Source organism: Micromonospora sp. NPDC047074 (assembly GCF_040643815.1).
Classification (GTDB): Bacteria; Actinomycetota; Actinomycetes; order Mycobacteriales; family Micromonosporaceae; genus Micromonospora.
On sequence record NZ_JBEYVB010000015.1, the window covers coordinates 67999 to 92519 of the forward strand.

The following is a 24521-nucleotide window of genomic DNA, read 5'->3' on the forward strand; positions in this document are numbered from 1 at the left end:
GGTGCCGGCCCGGACGCCGCCCGCTCCTGCGGGCGGCCGTCGTCACTCGGCGGCCGCGACCCCGGCCAGCGTCGCCAGCTGAGCCCGCGACGTGATGCCCAGCTTGGGGAACGCCTTGTAGAGGTGGTAGCCCACGGTCCGTGGGCTGAGGAAGAGCTGGGCGGCGATGTCGCGGTTGGAGGCGCCGGCAGCCGCCAGCCGCACGACCTCGCGTTCCTGCGCGGTGAGCACGCTGAGCGGGTCGCCGGCCCGGCGCGGCGCGGCCGGGACGTCCCCGGTCGCGCGCAGCTCGGCGCGGGCCCGCCGGGCCCACGACTCCGCGCCCAGCCGGTCGAAGACCTCCAGCGCGGCGCGGAGCTGCGTGCGCGCATCCGCCCGCCTCCGGGCCCGTCGCAGCCACTCGCCGTAGGCGAGTCGCGTCCTCGCCTGTTCGTACGGCTGGTCGGCGCCGTCGTGGGCGCGGACGGCGGCAACGAAGTGCGCCTCGTCCTGGTCCATCAGGGCCCGGCAGCGCAGGGCGACCGCGTCCGAGGCCGGTTGACGGACATGCCGCGCCCAGGTCAGGTAGCACTCCAGCGGCTCGCCGGCCCGCTCCGGCCGGCCACTGCGGACCGCCGCCTCGACGAGATCGGCGGCGGCGAGCGCCCCGAACCCGCTCAGCGGGATCCGTTCCAACTGCTCCAGAGCGGCGTCCGCGTTTCCCAGGCCGAGTTCGAGCCGGCCGAGCGCCCAGCGACCGAGGGTCGCCGCGAGGACCAGCTTGCGGTCGTCGGCCCGCCGGACGCCGTCCTCGGCCCTCGCGCGGCACCCCGCCACGTCCTTCTGATGGGCGAGCACCCAGGCGAGGCAGCAGGTGAGGTGGATGACCCGGTGCTCGTGTCCCAGGTCCGTCGCCAGCCGTAGCCCCGCGTCGAGGGTCGCCCTCGCGTCCCCGTAACGGCCCTGTAGCCCCTGCGCGAACCCCTGGTCCTGGAGGGCGAACGCCAGCCAGCCGATCATCCCGCTCCTTCGGCAGTCCGCCACGACCCGCCCGGTGAGTTCCTCGCATAGGGCAGCGCGGCCCGTCGCGAGGGCGGCGCCGGCAGTGAAGGTCAGCCCCGGGACGCCCAGCCCGGCGAGCCCGGACGGGTCCAGCGCGTCGCCAGTGAACGGCAGCCCACCTGCGAGGTCGCCGGCCAGCAGTCGGGCCAGCCCGACCGCCTGGTTGACCAGCGGCGAACCGATCGCCGGCAGCTCGTGGAGCGCCGTCGCCGCCTGTCCGGCCAGCGGCGCGTCGCCGGCGAACCAGGCGCAGCGGACCGCCTCCACCAGCAGCCAGGTCGCCTGCTCGGGGTCGCGCGCCGCCACCCGGGGGGCGGCGTCGAGGATGATCCGGCCGGCGGCCAGCGGGGTGCCCAGCTCGACCTCGCGGTGGGCGCGGACCTGGGTCAACGCCACGATCATCGCCGGCTCGTCCACGTCGGGCGTGGCGCTTCCGGCGAGCGCGGCGGCGCGGTCGGTCAGACCGGCGTCGCTTGCGGCCAGCGCCGCCGTCGCCAGCCGAGCGGATCGGCGTACCGGATCGACGGTGAGCTCGGCGGCCCGCTGGTAGGCGGCCGCCACTGCGGCGTGGCCGCCCCGCGTACGGGCCCGGCCCGCCGCCTCCTCCAGTTGCCGCGCGACATCCTCATCGGGACCGAGCGCGGCGGCGGCCAAGTGCCAGATGCGCCGGTCGGCGGCGTCGGGCGAGGTCGAGCTGATCAGCGCGTCGGCGAGCGCCCGGTGTACGGCGAGGCGTCGGCTCACGGACGCGCTCTGATACACGGCCGCCCGGATGAGGGGATGACGGAAACCGACGGCCGTCCCGTTGATTCCAATCAGCCGGCTCCGCTCGGCGGCTTCCAGACCGTCGAGCGAAGCGCCGCCGGCGACCAGTGTCGCGAGTTCGCCGGAACCGTCCGCCGCCGCGACTAGGAGCGCGGTGCGCGCGGCCTCCGGCAGCGCGGCCAACTGTGAAAGGAACGCCTCCTGGACCCGCACCGCCACCGGCATCGCGCCCACCGGCGACAACCGCCCGGTCCGCTGTTCGGGAGTCAGCGCGGCCGGCAGCTCGATGAGCGCCAGCGGGTTGCCGGCCGACTCCTGGACGAGGCGCTCCCGGACCTGCGGCGGAAGATCAGCGGGGAGCAGGGCGGCGGCCGCCGTGTCGTCCAGCCCGGCGAGACGGTGTGCGGGAAGGCCGGTGACCGGGAGGTCCGGACGGGCGGCGAAGATCATGGCGACGCCCTCGGCCCCGAGCCGGCGCGCCGCGAACACCAGGGCGTCGACGGACGCCTCGTCGCACCATTGCGCGTCGTCCACAAGGCAGAGCAGCCCACCGTCCCCGGCCAGCTCGGACAGGAGGCTGAGAGTGGCCAGGCCCACCAGGAACCGGCTCTCCGGTGGCGCGTTGCGCAGCCCCAGGGCGGCGCCGAGCGCCCTCGCCTGTGCGTCGGGCAGCGCGTGGATCCGGTCGAGCCCGGTCCGCAGGAGCAGGTGCAGTGCGGCGAACGGCAACGCCGCCTCGGACTCGATACCGACACCCCGCACCACCTGCATGCCGGTCGCCCGCAGCGCGGCGTACTCCAGCAGCGCCGACTTGCCGATCCCGGCCGGACCCCGGAAGACCAGGGCGCCGCTGCGACCTTCCCGGGCGCCGTCCACCAGTCGGTCGATCTCCGCCTGTTCCTCGGCCCGCCCGTACAGCACGACTGGCAACCTACCGTCACCATGACGGATTCGGCATGGCCGCCAGCTCCGTAGCTTCGTGATCAGACGCACGTCAGCACCACGAAGGGACTTCGAGATGGCCACCATCGCCAGCACCATCCGGACCGCCGACGACGCCAAGCTGCTCCGCTTCGCCCTCAGGCAGGACGCGATCGGCTCAGGCGCCAACGGCGTGGTCTACCTCGCCGCCGCGGCGATCTTCGGCCGGCTGTTCGGCCTTCCCACCGGTCTTCTCTACCCCGTAGGCGCCTTCTTGGTCGCCTTCGCGGCCGCCCTGCTCGTCCTCGCGTCGAAGCCGACGGTGAGCCGACCGGCCGTGGGAGTCGTGATCGCCGTCAACATCGCCTGGGTCGCCGCGAGCGTTGAGCTGCTCGTCGCCGGCTGGTTCCCGTTGACCACCCTCGGCGTCGCGCTCGTGATCGCGCAGGCGGTGGTGGTCGCCGGATTCGCCGCCCTCCAGATCACCGGCCTGCGCCGGACCGCCTTCTGATCCGTGCGGATCCCCGGGTGCACCTTCCCGGCCGGAGCGGGCACCCGGGATCCGGCTCACCGGCCGAACCGGTCACCGCACCGTTCAGTGACCTCACAACCCCTAACTCAATGAGGTTGGCCTACCCGGGCAGTCGTGAGGATCGTTCTGTCCGGCTGCTCAATCGGCGAGTCCGCGTCTTCGATCTGCCTGGTCGATCAGCCCCGGGCCGGACGCAGAGCCGCCCACGGATCGACTCGTACCCGAAGGAGGCGGGACCAACCGAAGCCGCGCCGCCGCGTCCCCCGATCGGGGAGGCGCGGCGGCGCGTTGGTGCGGGTGGGTCAGGGGGTCCAGAGGCCGGCGGCGATCGTCCGGGTCAGGGTGGCCCGGTCGTCGTCACCGTCGAGTGACCAGACCATCGCCCCGCCGAGGCGCTCCTTGCGGATGTAGAGCGTCTTCTGCAGCACTGTGGCCGGGTCGTCGTAGGTCCAGAAGGTGGTGCCGTCGAAGAGCCAGGCGTGCCCGGTGCGCAGGTCGCGGTGCACCCGGTAGCCCTGCGCGGGCAGGTTCTTCAGCACCTTGTAGTCCTCGTTGCCGGGCGCCCAGGTGCCCTGCGCCGGGCCGGTGGCCGGCTTGAACAGGCCGTTGCCGCCGCCGGTCACGCCGGTCCAGCCCTGGCCGTAGTAGGGGATGCCGAGCACCAGTTTGCCGCGCGGCGCGCCCCGGTCGAGCCAGCCGTTGATGGCTCGTTCGACGGTGAAGTCCGGGTTGTCCGGGGCGGCGGCCGACCGGCGCAGCGCGGACTGCTGGTTGGTCACCGCCTCCCAGGTGCCGTGGAAGTCGTAGCCCTGGATGGTGGCGAAGTCGAAGTCCTCGAAGATCTTCTTGGTCTCGAAGCCGGCGTCCATCGCGGCCGGGTTGGCCGGCAGGAACGCGGTCAGCTCGTAGTGCTTGCGGGTGACCCGGCCGTAGCCGTCGAGCTGGCGGCGGAACTCGGCGACCAGCGCGGTGAAGTTCTGCTTGTCCTCGGGGCGGATGATGTTGCCGGGCTCGCCCGCCGAGCCGGGCCACTCCCAGTCCAGGTCGATGCCGTCGAAGACACCGGCGGCCGAGCCGGCCCCGCCGACCTCGCCGACCTCCGGCAGGTCGCCCTTGATGAACTGGTCCACACAGGAGGTGACGAAGGCCCGCCGGGACTCCGGCGTCAGGGCCGCGTCGGAGAAGTACGTCGACCAGCTCCAGCCGCCGAGCGAGAGGAGCACCCGCAGCCCGGGGTGCTTCGCCTTGAGCTTGCGCAGCTGGTCGAAGTTGCCGTTCAGCGACTCGCCGGCCGCGTCGGCGACCCCGTCGACGCTCTCCTCGGCCGACACCGGGCGTTGGTAGTCCGCCCATACGTCGCCCGAGGCGCAGAGCCCTTCGGCGGTGACGTCGCCGAACGCGTAGTTGATGTGGGTCAGCCTCGCGGCGGCCCCGGAGGTGTCGAGCTTCTTGACCGGGAAGGCCCGGCCGTAGATGCCCCACTGGGTGAAGTAGCCGACCTGGTAGAAGCCGTCCCGCTGGGACGCTCTGGACGGCGATGCCTGGGCGGCGGCGACCGGGATGCCGGCGGCGAGGACGGTCAGAGCGGTGACGAAGGTGGCGAGCCGGCGGGGGATCGTTCCGCGCATGTGCCCTCCCGGGCGGTTGGCGATGCGAAACAGTGAACAAACTTTCCTGATCCAGGAAGTTAAGGTGCCGCTCTCGCCGGGTCAAGGTCCTGCCATGGAGGCATCTGGTGACTGGCCACGATCGACCTTCTCGGTGGGGTCGCTGGGCAGCGCTGAGACGCTGCCGGCGGGCCTGTTCACCGATGTGGCGCCCAAGGTGGTCGCGGAGTGGCGGCACCTGCGCTGATCGAGTCACCCAGCCACGTGCGCCGGCGCTCGGATCCGGTGCAGGCGGCGATGCTGGCCGCGCTGATGGTGACCCGGCGGCAGGAAATCACCGGCCAGCTGGTGCAGCTGCTGATCTCGACGGTGCACCGGATCGGGCTGCGCGCGGAGAAGAGGGTTTTCCGGCAGCTGGCGGCGGAGTTCACCAGGGTGGGCGGCAAGGAGAATCTGCTCTTGAAGGTTGCCGACGCCGCGTTGCGCCGGCCCGACGAGACAGTGCGGCAGGTGGTGTTCCCGCTGGTCGGCTCGGAGACCTTGCGGAACCTGGCGGCGGAGTTCAAGGCCGGGCGCACGGTGATCCAGACGAAGGTGCAGGCCAGCTACCGGGAGTCCTACACCCGCCACTACCGCCAAGGCCTGATCCGGGCTGCGCCGGCCCGTGGGGACTATCTCTCGGGAAAGTCACGTTGATCAAGATCAAACGGCGTTTACCAACGGATACGTGCACACACTGACCTCTGCGGCGGTGGTGACAGAGCCGTGGGACGGCCAAGACGGCTGTTGATGTGCAATGCCTGGCAGCTCCATCTTTTCCCAGGTCATCCGCAAACCCGGCCCTCGCGAGGTGCCTTGAATCCCACATCAAGATCACCGTTACCGTGACTCTGGCGAGCAATAGTCCTCAAGGGCCGGCCCGGCCCAACACGGGCCGGGCCGGCCAGTCAGCCTTCCGTTGCGGGAGCCGAGGAGCGAGCTGACCGCCCGCCGCTGACCGAACGGCACGACGCCCCCGTACCGGCCTGGTGCGGGGGCGTCCGCCAGCTTCGCTGGGTGCTAGCTGTGGGATTTGATGGCGCTGACCCAGGGGCCGATGTTGCTGTAGCCGCTGCTGTCAACGGTGATGGAGTAGCCGGTGCAGTTGATGTGCTCCCACAGCTCCACTGTGCCGCTGCTCTCCGTGCGAGCGGACCGGATTCCGTCGTTCCACGCACCGACGGATGTGCAGTAGTTGTCCTCGCCCGTGTACAGCCATGCGGAGATACCTGACCAGCCGGTCCCGTCCCAGACGTGCAGGACACGTCCCGCCGCGTGAGCCGGGCTAGCCGCCAGGGCGGGCACCAGCATGACGGCGGCGGCGACGGCGCCAAGAACCTTCTTCTTCATGTCCCCGTTCCTTTCAGCGAGGTTTCACCCCGGGGCCGGACGCCGGAGTTTCATGCCGCGAGGGCAATTGATTGACGATAGCAAATAAGTGCTTCGCGTGGTGTGTGGATTTTCACAGCGGAATGCAACCTTTTGTTGTCGTGATTGATGCAGGTGAACACCTCGCGGCGGGGCCTGCGCACGGCTGGTGAAGACGCGGGTACAGATCTCGGCTTCGAGGCTGGCAAAAACGCGACTCGGCGACCGCGTTGTCGAAGCACGACCCGGTCCGGCTATCGACGGCCGCATGCCGAGCCTGATCAGGGTGGCCTGGAAGTCCTTCGTCGGGGCCGACCGGTGCTCAGAGGGCGTCTGCCTCCTCGGGAGCGGCTGCGTGCAGGCGCGCTGTGATCGGGGAAACCGGGAGCCGCAGGTCGCGCACCAGTCGGGCCAGGTACACCTCCCGCTCATCCACATGCCAGAACCAGCGGTAGTCACGCCGAAGGCAATCGGCGATGAGTTCGGGCGCGGTGGGGTCGACCAGGGCTCGATGAGCGCCGCGGCCAAGACCATGTTGCAGCGCCCCCGCCAGCGTTCGTGGGTCGGCGTAGTGCCAGTCGTGGTCACAACCTTTGGTATCGCAGTTCATCGACACGCAGTCTTCCCTGCCAGCGATGACGGCGCCTCTTGTTTCCTGCTACGTAAGGCGCCGACCAACCTGGTGGCCCATCGTGTGGCGACCTGAGGTTCCCCCGGTTCGCCGGAGGGTCGGTTTACCCGGCGCCAGGCTCAGGCTGAACGATAGCCTGGTGGGTGTGCCAGGTCGTGTTCTCCGCCTCGTCACGGGTACGCCACGAGTGCGGTACACCAGTTCGATCTTCAACGTCGACCAGAGCTGATGCCGCACCCGACGGCGTGACGCTACTGGCGTCACGGCCCTCGCCGCCGCAGCGCTCGTACTGGGCCTTCTGCCCGAGCGGAGGAATCCAGGTCGATCGGGACGCCCCTCACTCGGCCCGCCCTTTGTCGGATGAAAGCATGACGGCATGGATATCTACGAGGACGCCCGGACCGTGTCTCGGGCGGATCTGGCCGCCTGGCTTCGCCAACTGGCGGGCCAACTGGAGACCACCGGGCACCTCTTCTACGGCGCTGCGGGTACGATCGCCGTCGCCGACCAGGTGCGGTGCGAGCTGGAGATCGAGCAAGAGGGTAAGGACGAGTTCTCGGTCGAGATCGAGTTCTCCTGGGTCAACCCGCGGACCGTCGAGGCGGTCGAGCCCTCCGCCGAGACGGGGGCCGCCCGGGAGACCGAGGCGAAGACGGAAGCACCGGATACGGCGGAGAGTTCCACCGCCGAATAGCGCGGTGCGACGGCGCTCCGAAAGCCCACGCACGTGACCACGGAGTTAGGGTAGCGAACGGCCTTGGCCTGGGATCTTCCCGGGCCAAGGCTCATCACCGGGCCGGGCGACCGAGGAGTCCCCGGCTGGGGCCCCGCCCACGACGCTGGAAACGCGACGCCCTGCACCACAACGTTCCCGACGGAAAGGTCGAGGTGGCCACCCGCCTCGCCGCCGGTCAGGCGCTCCTGGCCGTCACGAACACGGGTCCGGTGGTACCACCCGAGGAGGTGGACCGGCTGTTCGAGCCCTTCCAGCGCATGCGGCGGGTGGCTGACGACGCCCACCACGGGCTGGGCCTGTCGATCGTACGGGCGATCGCCGTCGCTCACGGCGCCGTACTCACGGCCCACGCACGTCCCAGGGGTGGGTTCACCGTCGAAATCAGCTTCCCGGCCATGCCGTGACCCCGATGGCAGGTGCGGCTGCGTAGGTTGCCTGCGACAGACGCACCAGGAAATGGCCGGGTCCCTGTCAGCGGTCCACCGACGCCACCCGACCCGGCGACGACACCCCCGGACCATCCGAACGACAGGGGCAGGAAGTCATACCGGGCCGGGCGACCGAGGAGTCCCCGACCGGGGACGGCCAAAGGTAACGGGGACGAGCACCGCGCGTGCACGACGTCGGCGCGCAGGGCGAGGCCAGGAATCCGACCCAGGGCGCGCAGCAGCGGACGGCCGCTACCCGGCCAGCGGCGTCGAGGCGGGCCACGTCGACCGGGCCGAGCTGGAGCGGGCGTTCGCGGCGCTCGGTGACCGCCTGGTCCGCCGGGGTGTGGTGGCCGACCTGTAAGGAGGCGGTCCTACCCCACACCACGGCTGCCCGGGGCTTCGACGTACCTCGGTAGCCAAGCCTTGCTCATCGAATGCTCATTCGTTCGCGGCAACCTCATAACCAACCGCTGCCGGACAGTCCGGCAGGGTACGAGGTCCCGGCTCCGGCCGGCGGCCAGTCACGAGGGGGACGAATGGACCTGCAGCTCACCGGCAAGACCGCGTTCATCAGCGGATCCAGTCGAGGCATTGGATACGCGACCGCGAAGGTTCTCGCCGCCGAGGGCGTCGACGTGATCCTCAACGGTCGCGATCCGGTGAAGTTGATCGAGGCCGTCGAAGCGTTGCGTCGCGAGGTGCCCGGCGTATCCGTCAGTGGCCTGCCCGCCGACTTCGCGGTCGCCGACGACGTCGACCGGCTGTGCGGACAGATTCCGAGCGTCGACATCCTGATCAACAACGTCGGGCTCTTCGAGCTCAAGCCCTTCCAGCAGATCTCCGACGACGACTGGCGGCGCTACTTCGATGTCAACGTGCTCAGCGGAGTCCGCCTCGCGCGGCGCCTGATGCCGGCGATGCTCGATCGGGGGTGGGGCCGGATCGTGTTCGTCAGCAGCGAGTCGGGCGTCAACATCCCGGCTGACATGATCCACTACGGCACGTCCAAGACGGCGATGCTCTCGGTTGGCAACGGCCTGGCGAAGCTCACCAAGGGCACTGCGGTGACCGTCAACTCGGTGCTGGGTGGCCCGACGTACTCCGACGGCGTCGCACAGACGGTCACGACGCTGGCCAGTGCACAGTCTCTCCCTGAGGAGCAGATGAAGGCGGCGATCATCGGCACCAACCAGACGTCCCTGCTGGGACGCTTCATCGAGCCGGAGGAGATCGCGAATGCGGTGACCTTCATCGCGAGCCCTGTCGCGTCCGCCATCAACGGGTCGGCTGTGCGCGTCGACGGAGGCGTGCTGACGACGCTGTTGTGAGCCCGCGCGGCATCACACGGGTTTCGAGACACTGAGGCTAGCTGGAGATGGCCCGCGAGTTCGGTGCGTACGCCGTGGGTCGACTACCGCGTCGCCGGCTGGGCCGATGAGGTCCGTGCCGCGGCGGGTGGCGTGGAGGTGGGCCTGGACGGTGCCGGCGGTGCCGTCGCCGAGGCTGCTCTTCGGCCTGTTCGGCGCGGGTGGCCGGATGATCGGTTTCGGCTTCAGCGGCGGCGCCGGCTGGCCCGGCGTGCCGGACGAGGGAGCCGCACGACGTGGGATCCGGGTGCAGCGAGGTGTCTTCGGATCTCCGGAGGAGCAGGTTCGGGCTGGAGCAGGCGGCCGAGGCGCACGCCGCGACGAGAACCGGACGGCTGTCGGCAAGACGCTGCTGACCATCTGACCCAGGGAATCGCGATAGCGTGGCGGCGTGCACGGCGGTCGGATCACTTTCGGCGTTCTCGGGCCGGTGATCGCCCAGGACGCGCAGCGGCGGCCGGTCGCGTTGAAGGGTCCGATGCATCGTGCGGTACTGGGCCGGCTTCTGGTGGCGCGAGGCCGGGTCGTACCCGTAAATGATCTTATTGATGATTTGTGGATTTCGCCGCCGGAGGGCGCGGTGGCCGCGGTGCGGACGTTCGTGGCGGCGCTGCGCAAGGCGATCGAGCCGGACCGCCCGGCGCGGGCGCCGGCTACTTTGCTGGTCACCCGAGGCCTGGGGTACGCGTTGACGTGCGCACCCGATCAGGTGGACGCCTGGCGGTTCGAGCAGGCGGTCGCCGACTCCGCAACGGAGGCCCCGGCCACCGCGCTGGCCCGGCTGGACGAGGCGCTGTCCTGGTGGCGGGGTCCCGCGTACGCGGACTTCCCGGACGCCGCCTGGCCGCGCGCCGACCGGTCCCGCCTGGCCGAGCTGCGCCTGCAGGCCGTCGAACGGCGGGCGCAGGCCCGTCTCGACCTGGGCCGGGCCGACGAGGCCGTCCCGGACCTGGACGGACACGTCACCGCGCACCCCTGGCGGGAGCAGGGATGGCGGCTCCTGGCTCTGGCGTTGTATCGGTCTGGTCGCCAGGGCGATGCCCTCGCGGTGCTGCGCCGGGCCCGTGAGCTGCTCGCCGGCCACCTGGGTGTGGAGCCCGGCCCGGCGTTGCGCACGCTGGAGACCGACATCCTGCGGCAGGAGCCCGGCCTGGACGGCCCCGGTCGTAGGGATCCGGCCGGTGAGGTGCTGACCCGGGTCGCCTCCGCCTACGAGCGGGTCGGCGGCAGCGCCCGGATGCGGCTGGAGTCGGCGGTCGGCATGCTGCGCAACCTCGCGGTCACCGGGGCCGGTGGTCTGGAGGTGGCCCGCGAGCAGCGGGCCGCGGCGGTCGCGGCCGCCGAGCAGCTCGGCGACCCAGAGCTGACCGCCCGGGTGATCGGCGCCTACGACGTGCCGGCCGTCTGGCCCCGTGCCGACGACGCGGCGCAGGCGGCCGGCATCGTCGCCGCCGCGGAACGGGCCCTCGCGGTTCTTCCGCCGACCAGCCGTGATCCGGCCCGGGCCCGGCTGCTGGCCACCATCGCGATCGAGTCGCGCGGCACCCACGACCCGCGGCCGGCGGAGTGTGCCCGGCAGGCCGAGGCGATCGCCCGCGAGAGGGACGACCCCGGGCTGCTGGCGTTCGCGTTGAACGGCGTGTTCATGCAGAGCTGCCGGCGCACCGGCGGATCGGTGGACCGGGATCGGATCGGCGCCGAGCTGGTCGGCCTGGCGAACCGGCACGATCTGCCGAGCGTGGAGGTGCTCGGCCACCTGATCCGGCTGCAGTCGAGTTGCGCGGTGGCCGCGTTCGGCCGAGCCGATCAGCACGCGCGGGCCGCCGACGACCTGGCCGGCCGGCACGAGCGGCCCCTGGTCGGCGTGTTCACCCAGTGGTACCGGGCGCTGCGCGCCGACGTGGCAGAGCAGGTGCCGGCCGAGCGGGCCGAGCGGCTGTACCAGGCGGCGGCGGCCGAACTGGAGGGCGCGGGGATGCCGGGTGTGCGCGACGGACTGTTGCCGTTGGCTCTGCTCGGACTGCGTATCCGCCATGGTCTGCCGCTCGCCCTCGCGGATGATGAATGGGGCCCGTACGAGCCGTGGGTGCGTCCCCCGGTCCGGCTCGCCGACGTGCCGGATCCCCCGGCGGATCTGCTCGCCGAAGCGCTGTGGTGCCTGCTGGGCCGGGCAGCGATCGCCGCCGGTGACCGGGACGCCATGATGCGGGTCAGGCAGGCGCTGCTACCGGCGGCGGCGGAGTGGGCCGGCGCGGCCAGTGGAGCGCTGACGGTCGGCCGGGTCGCGGATCATCTGGCGGCGCTGGATGCCGCGCTGCGATCCGGCTGACCCTCACAGGTCGCGCAGAACCCGGATGCGTTCCGCTTTGTGACGCTCGCCGGCCTCGTCGCCGATGAGCAGCACGTCGAAGGCGTGTGGAAGCCCGGGGTGGACGTGCAACTCGGTCGACACGCCTGCGGCCCGGAGCCGGCGCGCGTAGTCCACGTCCTCGTCGCGGAAGATGCTCAGCTCGCCGACCTCGATCCAGGCGGGTGCCAGACCGGCGAGGTCGTCGTTGCGGGCAGGCGCGGCGACGGCGGGCACCGCACCGGTGCTGAGGTCGTTGCCGAGGACCGCGCGCCATCCCGTGTGGTTGAAGTCGTACGAGAAGATCGTCGGCCCGGCGGCTGTCCCACTCGCGCACCGTGGCGAACGCGAGGCTCACCTGCCCTCCACCAGTTCGAGGTAGTGCGGGTTGTACATGAGGCCGAGCAGGTTGCCGAACGGGTCCACGACGGAGGCGGTGACGAACCCGCCGCCGCGGTGCTGCGCCGGCTCGTGCACGGTGGCGCCGAGCTCGACGAGGCGGGCCAGCTCGGCGTGGATGTCATCGACGTGCCAGTAGAGGACCGCGCCGACCGGGCCGGTGGGGGTGCCCGCCGGCTGGAAGCGGGCGTCGATCAGGCCGAGTTCGGCCTGGTAATCGCCGAGGCGCCACTCGGCGTAGCCGTCCCGCAGGAAGTACGGCTCGACACCGGTGACCTGCGTGTACCAGTCCCGGGCGGCCGCCCAGTCGGCGGCGAAGTAGTTGACGGTGGCCATGCCGCGAAGTGTCATGCCGGCAACGCTACTGACGGTTGCGGAAGATTAGCTTCCTCAACTCGTTTATGATCCGGAACATGTTGGAGACGTCGGTGCGGCTGCTGCGGTTGCTGTCCCTGATGCAGCAGCGGCGCGAGTGGGCGGGCGCGGAGCTGGCCGCCCGCCTGGAGGTGACGACCCGCACTGTACGCAGCGACGTCGACCGGCTGCGGCAGCTGGGGTACCAGATCAATGCCGCCACCGGCCCGGGCGGCGGGTATCGGCTCGGTCCCGGCAGCGCGCTGCCGCCGTTGGTCCTCGACGACGACGAGGCGGTCGCGGTGGCGGTCGGGCTGCGGGCGGCAGCGGCCGGCAGCGTGGCCGGGATCGAGGACGCCTCGCTGCGGGCGCTGACCAAGCTCGAGCGGACGCTGCCCGGCCGGCTGCGGCCGCGGATCGACGCGCTGCGGTCCACGACCGTCGCGGCGGCCGGCGGCGGCCCGACCGTGGACCTGGACACGCTGACCCGCATCGCGTCGGCCGCCCACAGCCACGAGCGGCTGCGGTTCGCCTACTCCGGGCACGACGGCGAGGGCAGCGTGCGCGACGTGGAGCCGCACACCCTGGTCTACACGGGCCGCCGCTGGTACCTGCTGGCCTGGGACACCGACCGCGGCGACTGGCGCACGTTCCGCGCCGACCGGATCACGCCGCTGCCGCAGGATCTTCCGACCCCCCGATTCGTACCGCGGGAGCCGCCGGGCGGCGACGCCGCCGCGCACGTGCTACGGGGCGTGACGACCGCCCCGTTCCGCTACCGGGTGCGGGTCCGGTTCGCCGCGCCGGCCGCGGTGATCGCCGAGCGCAGCACGCCGACATCGGGCCGGCTCACGCCCCACGGCGACGACGAGTGCGAGCTGGCGACCGGCACGGACTCGCTGCACGACCTGGTGACCTACCTGGGCAAGTTCGAGGCGCCGTTCACCGTGCTGGACCCGCCGGAGCTACGCGATTTCCTGCGGGCCCTGGCCGCCCGGTACGTCGCCGCGGCTCAGCCGGACGACCGATCGACGGGGTAGACGTGGTGCCGGCGGTCGTCGGGGGGCGTCGGGCTCGATCTGGTGCTGGAAGTACCCGAGGAGTTCCGCCGCCCAGCCGCTGCGTTGGTGCTCGGCTCCGGTCGCACGATCCGCGACGTCGGCCGGCTTGACCGCCTCGCCTCCGGCACCGGTCACGCCGAGGGCGCCGAGGAGCTCGGCCAGCGTGCCGTCGAACGCCTGGGCCACCGCCGCCGCGGTTTGCGCGTCTGGTGTTGCCGAGCATGGCCAGCACGGTGACGCCGGCGAGGGCGACCACGCGCAGGTTTCCTCTGACTATGGGAACTCCCCGGAGTGAGGCGGGCGGGACATACCTGCCGGCTGCTGTCAGGCGCGGCAGGAGCTTCGGAAGGGACGATCGATGGAGGGTCGGTGTCGGTGCCCGACGGCTACGGTGCCGACCGTCGCTACCAGGCGGTGGAGTCCGGCACCTGCGGCCAGGCCACCCCGGTCGGCTTGATGAGGTAGACCATGCCGCCGGAGCTGCTGCCTGTGCCGCCGCTGGCCGTGGTCCGCTTGGTCCGCAGCCAGATCTGCTCGAACTGCGTCCGGGAGTAGATGTGCCGTACCGCGTCGTTGCTGGGGGAGGCCGGATCGTTGGCGATCACGTCACCGGTGGCGGTGAAGCCGACAACCACCATCAGGTGCCCGGCGGTGCCGTAGCCCGCCCCGGTCAGCTCACTGGCGAGGAAGGATTGACTGGTCACCACAGGGATGCCGGCGGCGATGAAGTGCTCGATCTCGTCGAGTGAGTGCAGCCGGGTCACCTTCGCCTCCAGCCCGGGAAAACTGGCCGCGTACGCGGTGTTGAACGGCCAGTTGCCGGTGCCCTTGTACTGGTAGTCGTAGGTCATCCGGGCGGCGTGGTCGACCGTTGGGTCCGCGTGGTCGGGGTTCACCCAGGATGTGTCGGCGGCGGAGGGCTTCCGGCCCCAGTATTCGATCACCATTTCGACGGAGGTCGGCGAGCACCAGGCCTCACCGCCGCCGCCGTACTGGCTGTAGTGGCCGGCGTGGACGTTCTGCGAGTAGCGCGGGACCGCCAGCTCGGTGCCCCAGGCGATGTGGCCGGCGCTGGGGGTGACGGTGAACCGGTCCGGCACGTTCGAGCTCATCGCGCCGACCGAGCGGACCAGCGGGGAGGCGGTCTGCGCCGGGTCGCGGTAGAGGGTCAGCCGGAGCTGGTACGCCCGCAGCAGCACCCCGGCGCTCGCGTTGTCGATGGCGAAGGTGTCGGTCCAGATGCTGGACGTCTTGTCGCCCTGCCTGTCGACGCTGGTCCGTTTGACGTCGGTGTCGCCGGAGGCCCAGCGCCCCAGCACGTACCACGGGGTGCGGGTGCCGGTGGTGTAGGTGCCCTGGAGTTCGACCTGGAGCCAGGTGCCGGCCGGGGTGTCGGCGTTCCAGGAGGCGACCAGCTCACTGGCGCCGAACCCGACCTCGGTCAGCGGCGAGGTCCAGGTGCCGTACGCCCAGGTCCGCCTGATGCTGGTGTGCGGGTCCTTGTAGACGGTGGTGCCGGCCGGGGTGCCGAGGGTGAGCCCGGCGGCGGTGACGGTAGTGCCGGCGGTGGCGCCGGCTGACAGGGTGGGGCCGGACCAGCCCTGCCAGGTGATCTGCTCGTCGTGGGTGACCGTGCTGGCTCCGGTGGCCGGCCTGGTGGCCCCTGCGGGGGCGGCGGTCCCGAGAAGGACGAGCGCAGTGGCACCCGCGAGGGCGACGGCACGCAGCGGTGTCATGGGCATGGCAGCTCCACAGAGTGAGGCATCGTTGCCGTTCACTGTCCCGCCTGGAGGGAAGTTTCGCCAGAGGTCTATACATGGAAAATCATTGCCGGCGCGAGGATCCGGTCGGAATGAGTCAAGGTATCGACAAGTGCTGACATCATCGTCGAACGCTGGGGGTCGTGGAACGGACCTTGGACTGGCTCATGCAGCATCGACGACTCGTCCGTGACTACGAGGCCCTTCCCAACGCGCCCGGGCGATGATGGCTACACAATGAGCCGCTACCTCACCGGAGAATCCACCCCAACCTGGCGAACGCGCAGGCTGCGTCCCCACCGGCGGGGCTGGACGTGGAAGCCCTTGCGGGCGTGGCGGGGTACGGCCTCAACGTCGATGCCGAGGCGGGCGCCGTGCGCTCGTACGGCGGTGTCGTAGCCACCATCGACCCCCACCCCTTGGCCACGGATCCGCTGCGTGGCTCCGTCTGCTTCCCACTTGGCGTAGAAGTCGTAGACCGTCTTCGCCGGCGGGAAGTCGTGCGGTAGGCACTTCCACGCGATCCTCGTCCTGGCCACGCCCATCGGCGGGTGCCTCGGTCGCCGTGGGCGCACCCGCACATGCGGCCAGTCCGGCCAAGGCCATCACCACGACGAACCCCTTGACAACTACTCGGTGGAGTGGGCGTTTACCGAGCGGTGATTAGTGTCGCTGGGACAAGCAACCCCGGCGGCGTTGGTGTGGTTTGTGGGGCTCGGCCTGGGGAAGGATGGTTGATAGATCCGGTCGGGTTCGAGTGGCGGTGTTCCCCGTGCCCGGTCGTGATGAGAACGGGGCTCCCGCTGCCACGGCCGGGAGCCCGTTCCATGCCCGCGTCCACCCGTGGTGTCGGGTCAGGCAGCCGAACCGATCCCGATGTCGTGCATCGCGAGCCCACACAGCTTGGCGCGCCCCGGATCAGGGACCGGCGAAAGTACCGCGAGCAGCAGGCTGGAGCTGCTGACGAGCCGGACGGACGCTCTCGACGCCTGGTACATGCATCGGCTCGGATACCGCCGGACCCCGGCTGACAAGCCTCGCCTGATGACGGATCGGGGCCTGTTGCAGCTCGCTGACGACCGGTAGTCGCCGCACTCCTCACCGGGTGTCGTCGCGAGCCGTGTCGCGGGTGGACAACGCCCCTCGGCGTCCGACCGGAGATGCGGGCACGGGGCCGGCGCGCTACCAGCCTGACGTGGCGGCCGGGCACTTCCCGACGTCAGCTCCCCGAAATATTGCCGAAATCGTTTTCGTGGTGCATGGTAGCTGCATCGATATCCGACTATTGATTTTGAGCGACCCCAACGGTCGCGGATGTCTGCGCCAACCGTGATCCGACGGTCACCGAAACGTCTGAAACGCCGTGGATCACCGACTCTCCGACAGGTGGTATCACCACAATGCTGCTTCCCCGTGCGCGAACACGGCACCCCTGGCTGGTCGCCCTCCTCGCAATCACGCTGCTCGCCGGCGCATCCTTCACGCCGCAACTCTCCACCCCGGCCTCCGCGGCTGCCAAGACCGTCTACATCCCCGCCCGCTGGACCCAGACCGGCGAGGTGCCGTGGGCCGCCAACCGCACCCGGGAGTCGACCAACTTCATCCTGCTCTGGGGTGAGAAATCAGGTACCAACCCGCAGTCGGCGCCTTCGCCCTACAACTTCGACCCGGCGAACATCCTGACCCAGCTGGAGAACCTCTACAACTTCTACGTGAACACCATGCAGTTCACGCCGGAGACCGGACTCCTCGCCCAGCACAAGATCATCGTGATCATCACGAACACCTGGAACCGCACCGAGCTGAACGCCTGGGCCACCGGCGGCTCGGTGGACGGCCGGGTCGGCGTGATCAACGTGGCACCCGGCGCGGCCCTGCCCGGCTCGTGGGGACTGGCCCACGAGCTCGCCCACGTCTTCCAGAACTACACGTTCCTCGGCAGACCCGGCTACGGGTTCACCGCCGCCTGGGCCGGCACCTTCTGGGAAGCCAGCGCCGAGTTCATGGCCATGCAGGCGCTTCCCACCACGGCAGCGGGCGATCTCACCCGCTGGCTGCGCTCGGAGAATCTCTACTACAGCTCCAGCCGGCATCATTACGGCGCCTGGATGCTCGCGCAGTACATCAAGGACCGCGACGGCCTGGCCATGTTCAACCGGATCTGGAACGAGGCCCGCAACACCGAACACCCACTCGAAACGTACCGGCGGATCGCCGGCATCACCCAGACCGAGCTGAACCGCCGCCTCGGCGAGTACGCCACCCACACGGTCACCTACGACTTCGGCAACCGGTCCACCCTGATGCCGTTCATCAACAACGTGTACGGGCGCGGCTTCCTCACCGCCTACAACGGGGGCAACGTCGAGGCCGTCGACCAGGGGCAGAGCCACTACCGGATGAACCCTCGGCAGGCGCCCTCCGACTACGGCTTCAACAAGATCAAGCTGGTCCCGTCGGCCGACGGCGGGATGGTTCGGCTCCGTCTCAAGGGGCACGCCGAGACCGGTGCCACCGGCTGGACGTTCGGCCTGGTCGCGGTCCGCAACGGTACGCCGCGCTACTCGCCGCTGCAGACCGGCACCGACGGGCAGGTCGACTTCCAGCTCCAGTCCGGCGAGAACGAGGTGTGGCTGGTCGTCACCGCCACGCCGACCACGGTGCCGCACTACGCCTTCCTCGACGGCTACACCAAGTCGCGCCGCTTCCCCTACGAGTTCCGGGTCTCCGGGGCGACCCCGTCCGGCTTCGAACCGGGCTACGTCAAGCCGGCCGCGACCAACGGTGGCCGCTGGCACTCCAACGGTGGCGGCTGGGTGGCCGGCAACGCCAGTGTCGCGTCCACCGCGTACGTCGGACCGACGGCGGCCGTGATGGCCGGCACCGTCACCGGCAACGCCCGCGTCGAAGGCCTCGGTTGGGTCAATGGCGGCACCGTCGGCGGCAACGCCGTCGTCAAGGACAACGCCCTCATCCAGGGCGGTGCCAACCTGTCCGGTACCGTCGTGGTCGGTGGCGACGCGGAGGTGGCGTTCGCCTGCTCGTCCGGCACCTACCTGCTGTTCAACCCGGACCGCCGGTGTGACGGCGCCGGCGGTGAGGCTGACATCAACCCGTCGTTCAGCGCATTCCCCAGCGCCGACCTGGCGATCAACGGCACCACCCCGCCCCCGCCGACCGGTGACAACAAGGCCCGTACGGCGGTCGCCTCGGCTTCCTACACCTCCCCGTGGGAATCGGTGAACGCCATCAACGACGGCATGGAGCCGGCCTCGTCCAACGACACCGCCAATCCCCGCTGGGGCACCTGGCCGGAAACCGGCCAACAGTGGGCGGAGCTGACGTGGCCGAGCACGCTCACGTTGAACCGGGCGCAGGTCTACCTGTTCGACGACAACGGCGGCGTTCGGCTACCCACCTCCTGGAAACTCCAGTACTGGACCGGCAGCGCCTACGCCGACGTGCCCGCCACCAGCGGACACCCGACGAATGCCAACACCTACAACACCGTCACCTTCTCCCCGGTCAGCACCACCCGACTCCGTGTCGTGATGCAGGCCAACGGGACCGCCTCGGTCGGCCTCCTCGAAGTGAAGGCCTTCTCCCCGTAACTCCCCGACGTGCGCGGTGCGTCGCGGCCGCTCGCACTCGCACCACCCGGCCGTCCCGGCGACCGCCGCGGTGCCTGCCGACCGACCGCGACGCACCGCGCACACCAAAGCCGATCGCGCACACCGACTGACCCGGCTCCCGACGCGCAACGACCTTCAGCACGACCCGCAACCACGGATCCCCCTCGGCATGCCGCTCTCGAGAAGCGCGGCTGTCCCGCCCCTCGGTTGGTGAACCAGGCGACGGCGCGGCGTAACACGGCGGTGGCGGTGGCGGCTTTCTCGTCGGCGCAGATTTCGGCGTACGCGACCCGGGAGTGGTCGTCGACGACGGTGTGCACGAACGCGGTCCCGACCTGTGGTTGCCATAGGCCGTTGCGGGCAACCGGTGCGGCGGGCGGTGGCCTCCCGGTGGCGTTTGCCCTGGGCGTGGCCGACGTAGCGCCACCCGCCGCCGTCGGGAATCTGGCCGAGCTTCTTGATGTCGATGTGCAGCATGTCGCCGGGCTGGTCGGGTTCGTAGCGGCGCACCGGTTCGCCGGTGCGCCGGTCGATGTGTGACAGGCGGTTGACCCGACAGCGAATCAGCACCGCATGCACCGTCGAGGCGGGCCGGCCTCGCCGAGCTCGGCATAGCGCAGCGCCCACCGCTTCACCGTCGGCGCTTCGGGACGTTGGTACGCCCAGTGGCAGTCCTCAGCCGGGTCAGCTGTCCGGTAGGCGCGCGTCGTCGCTTCCCGTGCGCAGTCGCTCCTGCAGGCTCGCGTGGCGGAACTGGTAGACCGCGCCGGCCTGGCGCAGCACACCGCGCCGATGGGCGTCGTCGAGGAACCCGGTCAAATTCCAGGGCAGCTTGCCGGTGGCTGCCAGCCAGCTGCGGCTGACCAGTGACCAGGCCCATCCGCTGCCCACCAGTCCGGCGGAGAACCCGTCCCGGTTGCCGGCCGCGTGGCGGTCGGCGAGACCGGCCGCGACGCCGGCCACCAGCCCACCGGCGAGCCCGACCGCGAGCCCGGCGTAGGGGTCGACCACGACCGGCACCACCGTCCCGATCACCAGGCCCACCGCCAGCCAGGTCAGAAAGACCGCGACGAAGGTGCGCAGGACGCTGGCGGTCCGGTCGTCGCGCAGGCTGGCCGGTGGGCTGGGCGACCGGATGGTGTCCGCCGGGGTGTTCAACCACTGGGTGACTCCGCCGGTCAGCCCGGTCGCCAGCCCGCCCAGCAGCCCGGCGGTCACCCCGGTGCGGACGTCGATTCCGCCGGAGAGCCCGGCGACCAGGCCGATGCTCAGGCCGATTCCCAGGCCGATCGTGAGGCCGGCGGTGAACTCACGCCCCGCTGGTCGCTGCCGCCACCGGAGCCTGGTGTCGACCTGCCTGGGTTGTGCCGGCGGCCCGGCGATCGCCCCGGCCACGAACTCGGCTGTCAGTCCGCCGGCGAGGCCGGCGACGAAACCGCCGGGCCCGAGCCCGATCCCCACCGCGACCGCGGTGGCCAGGCCGTCGACCAGGCCGAGTGCGGCCCCACCGAGCGGGCGGAGGCCGCGCTGCGGCAGCGCCCGGTGCAGCTGCCACCAGGCCAGGTCGCCGGTCTGCTGGTGGTGCAGGTGTCGGGCCAACCACGCCAGCCACCGGTGGGCCTGCTCGGGGCGGTACCCGGTGACGGCGGCGGGTCGGGTGCCACCCGCCTGCGGCAGGTTCGGGTGGTGGCGGTAGACGGCGGGCAGATAGGCGTCCAGCAGGTGCCCTTCGAGGGCCGCGACGGTGCCGAAGCGGTCGCGGTCGCAGAGTTCGGCCGGATCAGTGGACGGATGGGTGTACGCGACGCGGGCCAGGTAGACCATCAACGGTGTGGACAGGGCTCGGGCGAGCGGGTCACCCGGCACCGCGAGCCGGTCGAAGACCGGTTTCCAGCGTCGGTCTCCGACCGGCTGCGCGGCGGCGAGGAAAGCGATGCTGTCGACAGCGTCGACGGGTTCGATCTCCACCACCGCGGCCCGGCTCAGGAACCTGCCGCTGCCGAGCACCGCTGCCTGGTACTCGGCGCTGCGGCAGGTCAGTACCAGCGCGGCACCGTCGTTAAGAGCCTGGTCGAGCGCCGCGAGCGCGGCGGTGTGTAGGGCCGGGGGCAGCTCGTCCAGGCCGTCGAGGACCGGAACGAGTCGCCCGTTGCGGACCAGGCGGTCAGCGGCGTCCGGCCCGAACCGGCGCACGTTGCCCAGGGCGGGGTAGTCCTCGACGAGGCGTCGGGCCAGCCAGCCGTACAGGTGCTCGGTGTCCGGGTTCCATGACGACAGCGCCACCAACACCGGTACCGGCCCGGCCGGGGGTCGGCTGTCCAGCAGGCCCAGGGTGAACAGGATGGCCAGGACGGTCTTGCCCGCGCCCGGCTCGCCCAGCACCACCAGTTGCCGGCGGGGCAACTGGTGGAACGCGGACACCATCGTCTCCAGGTCGCCGTGCAGCCGCAGGCGGGTCGGTCGGCCGGCGACCGGTCCGCCACCCAGCACCACATCCGGACGCGGTGACACCGGTCGTCCGCTGCTCGACCAGCGCAGTCGCAGCGGGTGTGGTTGGCGCAGTTGTCGCAGCTCCACTTCGGTGGCCCACTGCCGCCGTACCGCCTCGGCCAGGCTGGCGACAGCCCGGTCCGACGTCGTCGTCGGATCGTTCGTCGCCGACGTGGACTGACCGTCGGTCCGGGCTCCCGACCGCAGCGCCATCCCGCTGAGCAACAGCGCTGTTATCCCTACCAGTAGGCTGCCGACGCTGGCGATCTTGTCGGCCCGGTCCAGCCCCCGCTCTGACAGCTGCGCCACGCAGCTCACCCCGGCGCCGAGGGTCAGCAGGAGGGCCAGTACCGCCAGGCCCCACCGCAGAGATCTCCAGGAGTCGTCGCGCCACACTCCTTCATCATGTACGGGGGACGCCCGCCCTACAGTGCCGCCGTGTGCAGGTTCGACTCCTGTCGCGGGAGTCAGGGATGAAGCCGGCCGGCGTGGGAAGCGCCGTTGGCCAGGCGGTCACGTCGCGGTGGATGGCCTCGGCCGCGGATCGGTGCAGGGCTTCACCGCGGTCCTCGTTGTGGACGTAGTAGCGCTCAGGGACACTTCCGAGTACCGAATCGCTTGTAGTCATAGGACTGCTTCCCCCGCAGTCACCACAGCTAGAGGTCTTCAAGGATCGTGGCCGCTCGGAGCATTGGCGGCGTTCGTTAACCCGTTGCGGGCTGGCTGAGGGCACGTGGCGGTTGAGGCGGATCAGTTCGCGCCAACTCAGGACTTGAGGCCAGGAGTTGGTGATGGCCCGGCCGTCAGCAGTTTCCGCCAGTTGGCCGGTGGCGCCGTTGAGTACATCCCGGTTCACGCTGTGGTTGCCTCCCCGGGCACCCCACCGCCGTACGCACTCCGGTCGACTGACCGCCGGCCACCGGCGCCCGTCTGTGACCGTGCGGACAGCCGGAAACGCGCTTCTCCGCTTGGCGATCGCTGCGTAGGATCTCCGGCGATCAGGGGGGATGAAACGGTGGGCGATTTCCAGCAGTTCGTGACGGATGTGACCTCGCGTCTGTCCACGATGTCCAAGGGCGAGCTGTACGTCGTCGGCGACGGCCTCGACCGGGACTCACTCTGGCTCACCTTTCTCGATTCCTTCCCCGCCGGCACCAATCTGCGGTTCCGTGAGCGATCCGAGTACGACTGCTCGACCTGCCGCGGTTTCATCAAGCACTTCGGCAACGTCGTCGAGATCCACGATGGGCGGGTCCGTACTCTCTGGTCCGGGGTGTCGGCATCCGACCCGGTCTTCTCCGTCGTCGCCGCCGCTCTGGACGAGTTCGTTCTTTCGCTGCCGTTGTCCACCATCTTCCGGTCCACTCAGGCGCAGTACGGGACGAAGACCACCCGAACGCTGCGCGACGGCCAGGTCGAGGTGTGGCACCACCTGCACGGCCGGGTGGAGAATCGGCATCGCATCGAGGACGTCGGCGCGGCACAGGGCAACTTCGACGCCGCGGTGCAGGTCTTCCAGCGTGGCCTGGCCGAGCTGACCCGGCACGCTCTGGACACCGTCGTCGACCTCGTCGACGACAACGCCCTCTACCGCGGCGCGGAGCATCGTCGGGCGGTGACCGAGTTCCGCTCGCTGCAGAACCGGTGGACCCAGGCGACCGATCGACGTGCCTTCGTCTTCGCCAACGCCATGAACCCGGCGGCCCGGCTCCGCAACACAGTGATCGGCACCCTCGTCCAGGATCTCTCTGCGGGCGTCGACCTGGAGCAGGCGGTCCGGTCGTTCGAGGCGAAGGTGGCGCCGCAGAATTACCAGCGCCCCACGGCGTTGATCACCCCGGGCATGGTCAAGGCCGCCATGAGGACCATTGCGGAGCTGGGCATCGAGGAGTCGTTGCAGCGACGGTTCGCCCGGCTGTCCGACGTGTCGGTCACCAACGTGCTGTGGGTCGACAACGACACCCAGGCACGGATGAAGGACGGCATCGAAGGGCTGCTCATGCAGGCGGCCACCATCCGGTCGTCAGGTGTGCGCCTTCGCGACGCCAAGCCGGAGGAGATTCCCGTGGTCTCCTTCATGAAGGACATCCTGCCCGGCGCCGCCACCATCGACCTGTGGGTCGCCAACACCTACGAGCCACATCTCGTCAGCCTCACCACCGGCAGGTGCCCGGCTGCTCCGCGGTTGTTCAAGTGGGACAACGATTTCGGCTGGTCGTACGGCGGCAACGTCACCGACTCGATCAGGGAGAAGGTCAAGCGGGCCGGCGGCAACGTCAGCGGCAAGCTGCGGGTGAGCCTGTCCTGGTTCAACCACGACGACCTGGACCTGCATGTGTACGAACCCAACGGCGACCACATCTGGTACCAGGAGAAGCGCAACAAGCTGGACGTCGACATGAACGCCGGCGGGACGCTCTCCCGCGAGCCGGTGGAGAACGTCACCTGGACCGACCGTGTCCCCGACGGTGAGTACCGGATCGAGGTGAACCAGTACCGCAAGCGGGACAGCGCCCAGGTCGGCTTCGTGATCGAGACCGAGAGCAACGGGAAGATCGAGCATTACAGCCACGAGCGCGCGGTCGGCCACAAGGAGACCGTCGAGGTGGGCCGGATGACGGTTGCCGGCGGGGTGATCACCGCTTTCCGGCCGGGTAAGGACGTGCAGCCGGGCAGTGCGGGCAGGGAGTTGTGGGGCATCACCACCGAACAGTTCGTACCGGTGTCCACCATCATGTACTCGCCGAACTACTTTGACGACAACGAGGTCGGCAACCGGCACTACTTCTTCATCCTGAAGGGGTGCGTGAACGACCAGCCGACGCGGGGGATCTACAACGAGTTCCTCCGCAGCGACCTGCAACCGCACCGCAAGGTGTTCGAGGTTCTCGGCGATCGCACCAAGTGCGAGCCGTCTCCGGATCAGCTGTCCGGCCTCGGCTTCAGCTCCACGGTCCGCAGCTCTGTGGTCGCCAAGGTGACCATGACCGGCGGCCGGCGCCGCCTCATCAGCATCCAGTTCTGATTCCCTACCCAGATA

20 protein-coding genes and 1 pseudogene are annotated in these 24521 nt (G+C 70.4%); 11 read left to right on the forward strand and 10 right to left on the reverse strand.

The window, feature by feature from the left end; translation table 11 throughout:
- Nucleotides 1-42 precede the first annotated feature (42 nt).
- Nucleotides 43-2727: an AAA family ATPase gene (locus tag ABZ809_RS19755; protein WP_357564061.1), complete on the reverse strand. Its 2685-nt coding sequence runs from the start codon at nt 2725-2727 to the stop codon at nt 43-45.
- A gap of 97 nt (nt 2728-2824) precedes the next feature.
- Between ABZ809_RS19755 and ABZ809_RS19760 the strand changes: the two genes are divergently transcribed.
- Nucleotides 2825-3238, forward strand: coding sequence for a hypothetical protein (locus ABZ809_RS19760; protein WP_357564004.1), 414 nt, complete (start codon nt 2825-2827; stop codon nt 3236-3238).
- A gap of 323 nt (nt 3239-3561) precedes the next feature.
- Here ABZ809_RS19760 and ABZ809_RS19765 read toward each other — a convergent pair whose 3' ends face one another.
- Nucleotides 3562-4887 (reverse strand): glycoside hydrolase family 18 protein, encoded by a 1326-nt coding sequence (locus ABZ809_RS19765; RefSeq protein ID WP_357564005.1) that lies wholly within the window; start codon nt 4885-4887, stop codon nt 3562-3564.
- A gap of 94 nt (nt 4888-4981) precedes the next feature.
- On the opposite strand from ABZ809_RS19765, the gene ABZ809_RS19770 reads away from it, so the two are divergent.
- Both ABZ809_RS19770 and ABZ809_RS19775 read left to right on the forward strand, forming a co-directional pair.
- Nucleotides 4982-5113 (forward strand): hypothetical protein, encoded by a 132-nt coding sequence (locus tag ABZ809_RS19770; protein ID WP_357564006.1) that lies wholly within the window; start codon nt 4982-4984, stop codon nt 5111-5113.
- Nucleotides 5095-5562 (forward strand): hypothetical protein, encoded by a 468-nt coding sequence (locus ABZ809_RS19775; RefSeq protein ID WP_357564007.1) that lies wholly within the window; start codon nt 5095-5097, stop codon nt 5560-5562. The genes ABZ809_RS19770 and ABZ809_RS19775 overlap by 19 nt, the downstream gene beginning before the upstream one ends.
- Nucleotides 5563-5925: 363 nt before the next feature.
- Here ABZ809_RS19775 and ABZ809_RS19780 read toward each other — a convergent pair whose 3' ends face one another.
- On the reverse strand, nt 5926-6255 hold the full coding sequence (locus ABZ809_RS19780) for a hypothetical protein (RefSeq protein ID WP_357564008.1): 330 nt from the start codon (nt 6253-6255) through the stop codon (nt 5926-5928).
- A gap of 340 nt (nt 6256-6595) precedes the next feature.
- A complete protein-coding gene (locus ABZ809_RS19785) occupies nt 6596-6889 on the reverse strand; it encodes a hypothetical protein (RefSeq protein ID WP_357564009.1) in 294 nt (97 codons plus the stop codon).
- Between the two features lie 391 nt (nt 6890-7280).
- Here ABZ809_RS19785 and ABZ809_RS19790 point away from each other — a divergent pair, with 391 nt between their 5' ends.
- The 5 genes from ABZ809_RS19790 (at nt 7281) to ABZ809_RS19810 (ending at nt 11767) form a co-directional block, all read left to right on the forward strand.
- The gene (locus ABZ809_RS19790; RefSeq protein ID WP_357564010.1) at nt 7281-7598 is read left to right on the forward strand and encodes an amphi-Trp domain-containing protein; all 318 of its coding nucleotides are present in this window, start codon (nt 7281-7283) and stop codon (nt 7596-7598) included.
- Between the two features lie 161 nt (nt 7599-7759).
- The gene (locus ABZ809_RS19795) at nt 7760-8044 is read left to right on the forward strand and encodes an ATP-binding protein (protein ID WP_357564062.1); all 285 of its coding nucleotides are present in this window, start codon (nt 7760-7762) and stop codon (nt 8042-8044) included.
- Between the two features lie 563 nt (nt 8045-8607).
- On the forward strand, nt 8608-9399 hold the full coding sequence (locus ABZ809_RS19800; RefSeq protein WP_357564011.1) for an SDR family oxidoreductase: 792 nt from the start codon (nt 8608-8610) through the stop codon (nt 9397-9399).
- A gap of 106 nt (nt 9400-9505) precedes the next feature.
- Entirely contained in the window at nt 9506-9802 is a 297-nt protein-coding gene (locus ABZ809_RS19805) for a hypothetical protein (protein ID WP_357564012.1), read from the forward strand.
- A gap of 66 nt (nt 9803-9868) precedes the next feature.
- Nucleotides 9869-11767 carry a BTAD domain-containing putative transcriptional regulator gene (locus ABZ809_RS19810; protein WP_357564063.1) on the forward strand — a complete coding sequence of 633 codons (1899 nt, stop codon included), beginning with the start codon at nt 9869-9871 and terminating at the stop codon, nt 11765-11767.
- A gap of 3 nt (nt 11768-11770) precedes the next feature.
- Here the strand turns inward: ABZ809_RS19810 and ABZ809_RS19815 are convergent, their stop codons facing one another.
- Nucleotides 11771-12091 carry an alpha/beta hydrolase fold domain-containing protein gene (locus ABZ809_RS19815; protein ID WP_357564064.1) on the reverse strand — a complete coding sequence of 107 codons (321 nt, stop codon included), beginning with the start codon at nt 12089-12091 and terminating at the stop codon, nt 11771-11773.
- 48 nt (nt 12092-12139) lie between these two features.
- A complete protein-coding gene (locus ABZ809_RS19820) occupies nt 12140-12535 on the reverse strand; it encodes a VOC family protein (RefSeq protein WP_357564013.1) in 396 nt (131 codons plus the stop codon).
- Between the two features lie 62 nt (nt 12536-12597).
- Here ABZ809_RS19820 and ABZ809_RS19825 point away from each other — a divergent pair, with 62 nt between their 5' ends.
- The gene (locus ABZ809_RS19825) at nt 12598-13578 is read left to right on the forward strand and encodes a YafY family protein (RefSeq protein ID WP_357564014.1); all 981 of its coding nucleotides are present in this window, start codon (nt 12598-12600) and stop codon (nt 13576-13578) included.
- Nucleotides 13579-14003: 425 nt separating this feature from the next.
- Here ABZ809_RS19825 and ABZ809_RS19830 read toward each other — a convergent pair whose 3' ends face one another.
- Together ABZ809_RS19830 and ABZ809_RS19835 are read right to left on the reverse strand one after the other, a co-directional pair.
- The gene (locus ABZ809_RS19830; protein ID WP_357564015.1) at nt 14004-15341 is read right to left on the reverse strand and encodes a peptidase C39 family protein; all 1338 of its coding nucleotides are present in this window, start codon (nt 15339-15341) and stop codon (nt 14004-14006) included.
- Between the two features lie 263 nt (nt 15342-15604).
- Complete coding sequence (locus ABZ809_RS19835) at nt 15605-15904, reverse strand: transposase (RefSeq protein WP_357564016.1); 300 nt, start codon at nt 15902-15904, stop codon at nt 15605-15607.
- Between the two features lie 855 nt (nt 15905-16759).
- On the opposite strand from ABZ809_RS19835, the gene ABZ809_RS19840 reads away from it, so the two are divergent.
- The gene (locus ABZ809_RS19840) at nt 16760-18970 is read left to right on the forward strand and encodes a DUF6055 domain-containing protein (protein ID WP_357564017.1); all 2211 of its coding nucleotides are present in this window, start codon (nt 16760-16762) and stop codon (nt 18968-18970) included.
- A 221-nt stretch (nt 18971-19191) separates the two neighbouring features.
- Here the strand turns inward: ABZ809_RS19840 and ABZ809_RS19845 are convergent.
- Nucleotides 19192-19576 (reverse strand): annotated as a pseudogene (locus ABZ809_RS19845) (IS481 family transposase); the annotation flags it as partial.
- A 99-nt stretch (nt 19577-19675) separates the two neighbouring features.
- Entirely contained in the window at nt 19676-21877 is a 2202-nt protein-coding gene (locus ABZ809_RS19850; RefSeq protein ID WP_357564018.1) for an NACHT domain-containing protein, read from the reverse strand.
- A gap of 619 nt (nt 21878-22496) precedes the next feature.
- On the opposite strand from ABZ809_RS19850, the gene ABZ809_RS19855 reads away from it, so the two are divergent.
- Entirely contained in the window at nt 22497-24506 is a 2010-nt protein-coding gene (locus tag ABZ809_RS19855) for a hypothetical protein (protein WP_357564019.1), read from the forward strand.
- Nucleotides 24507-24521: the final 15 nt, after the last annotated feature.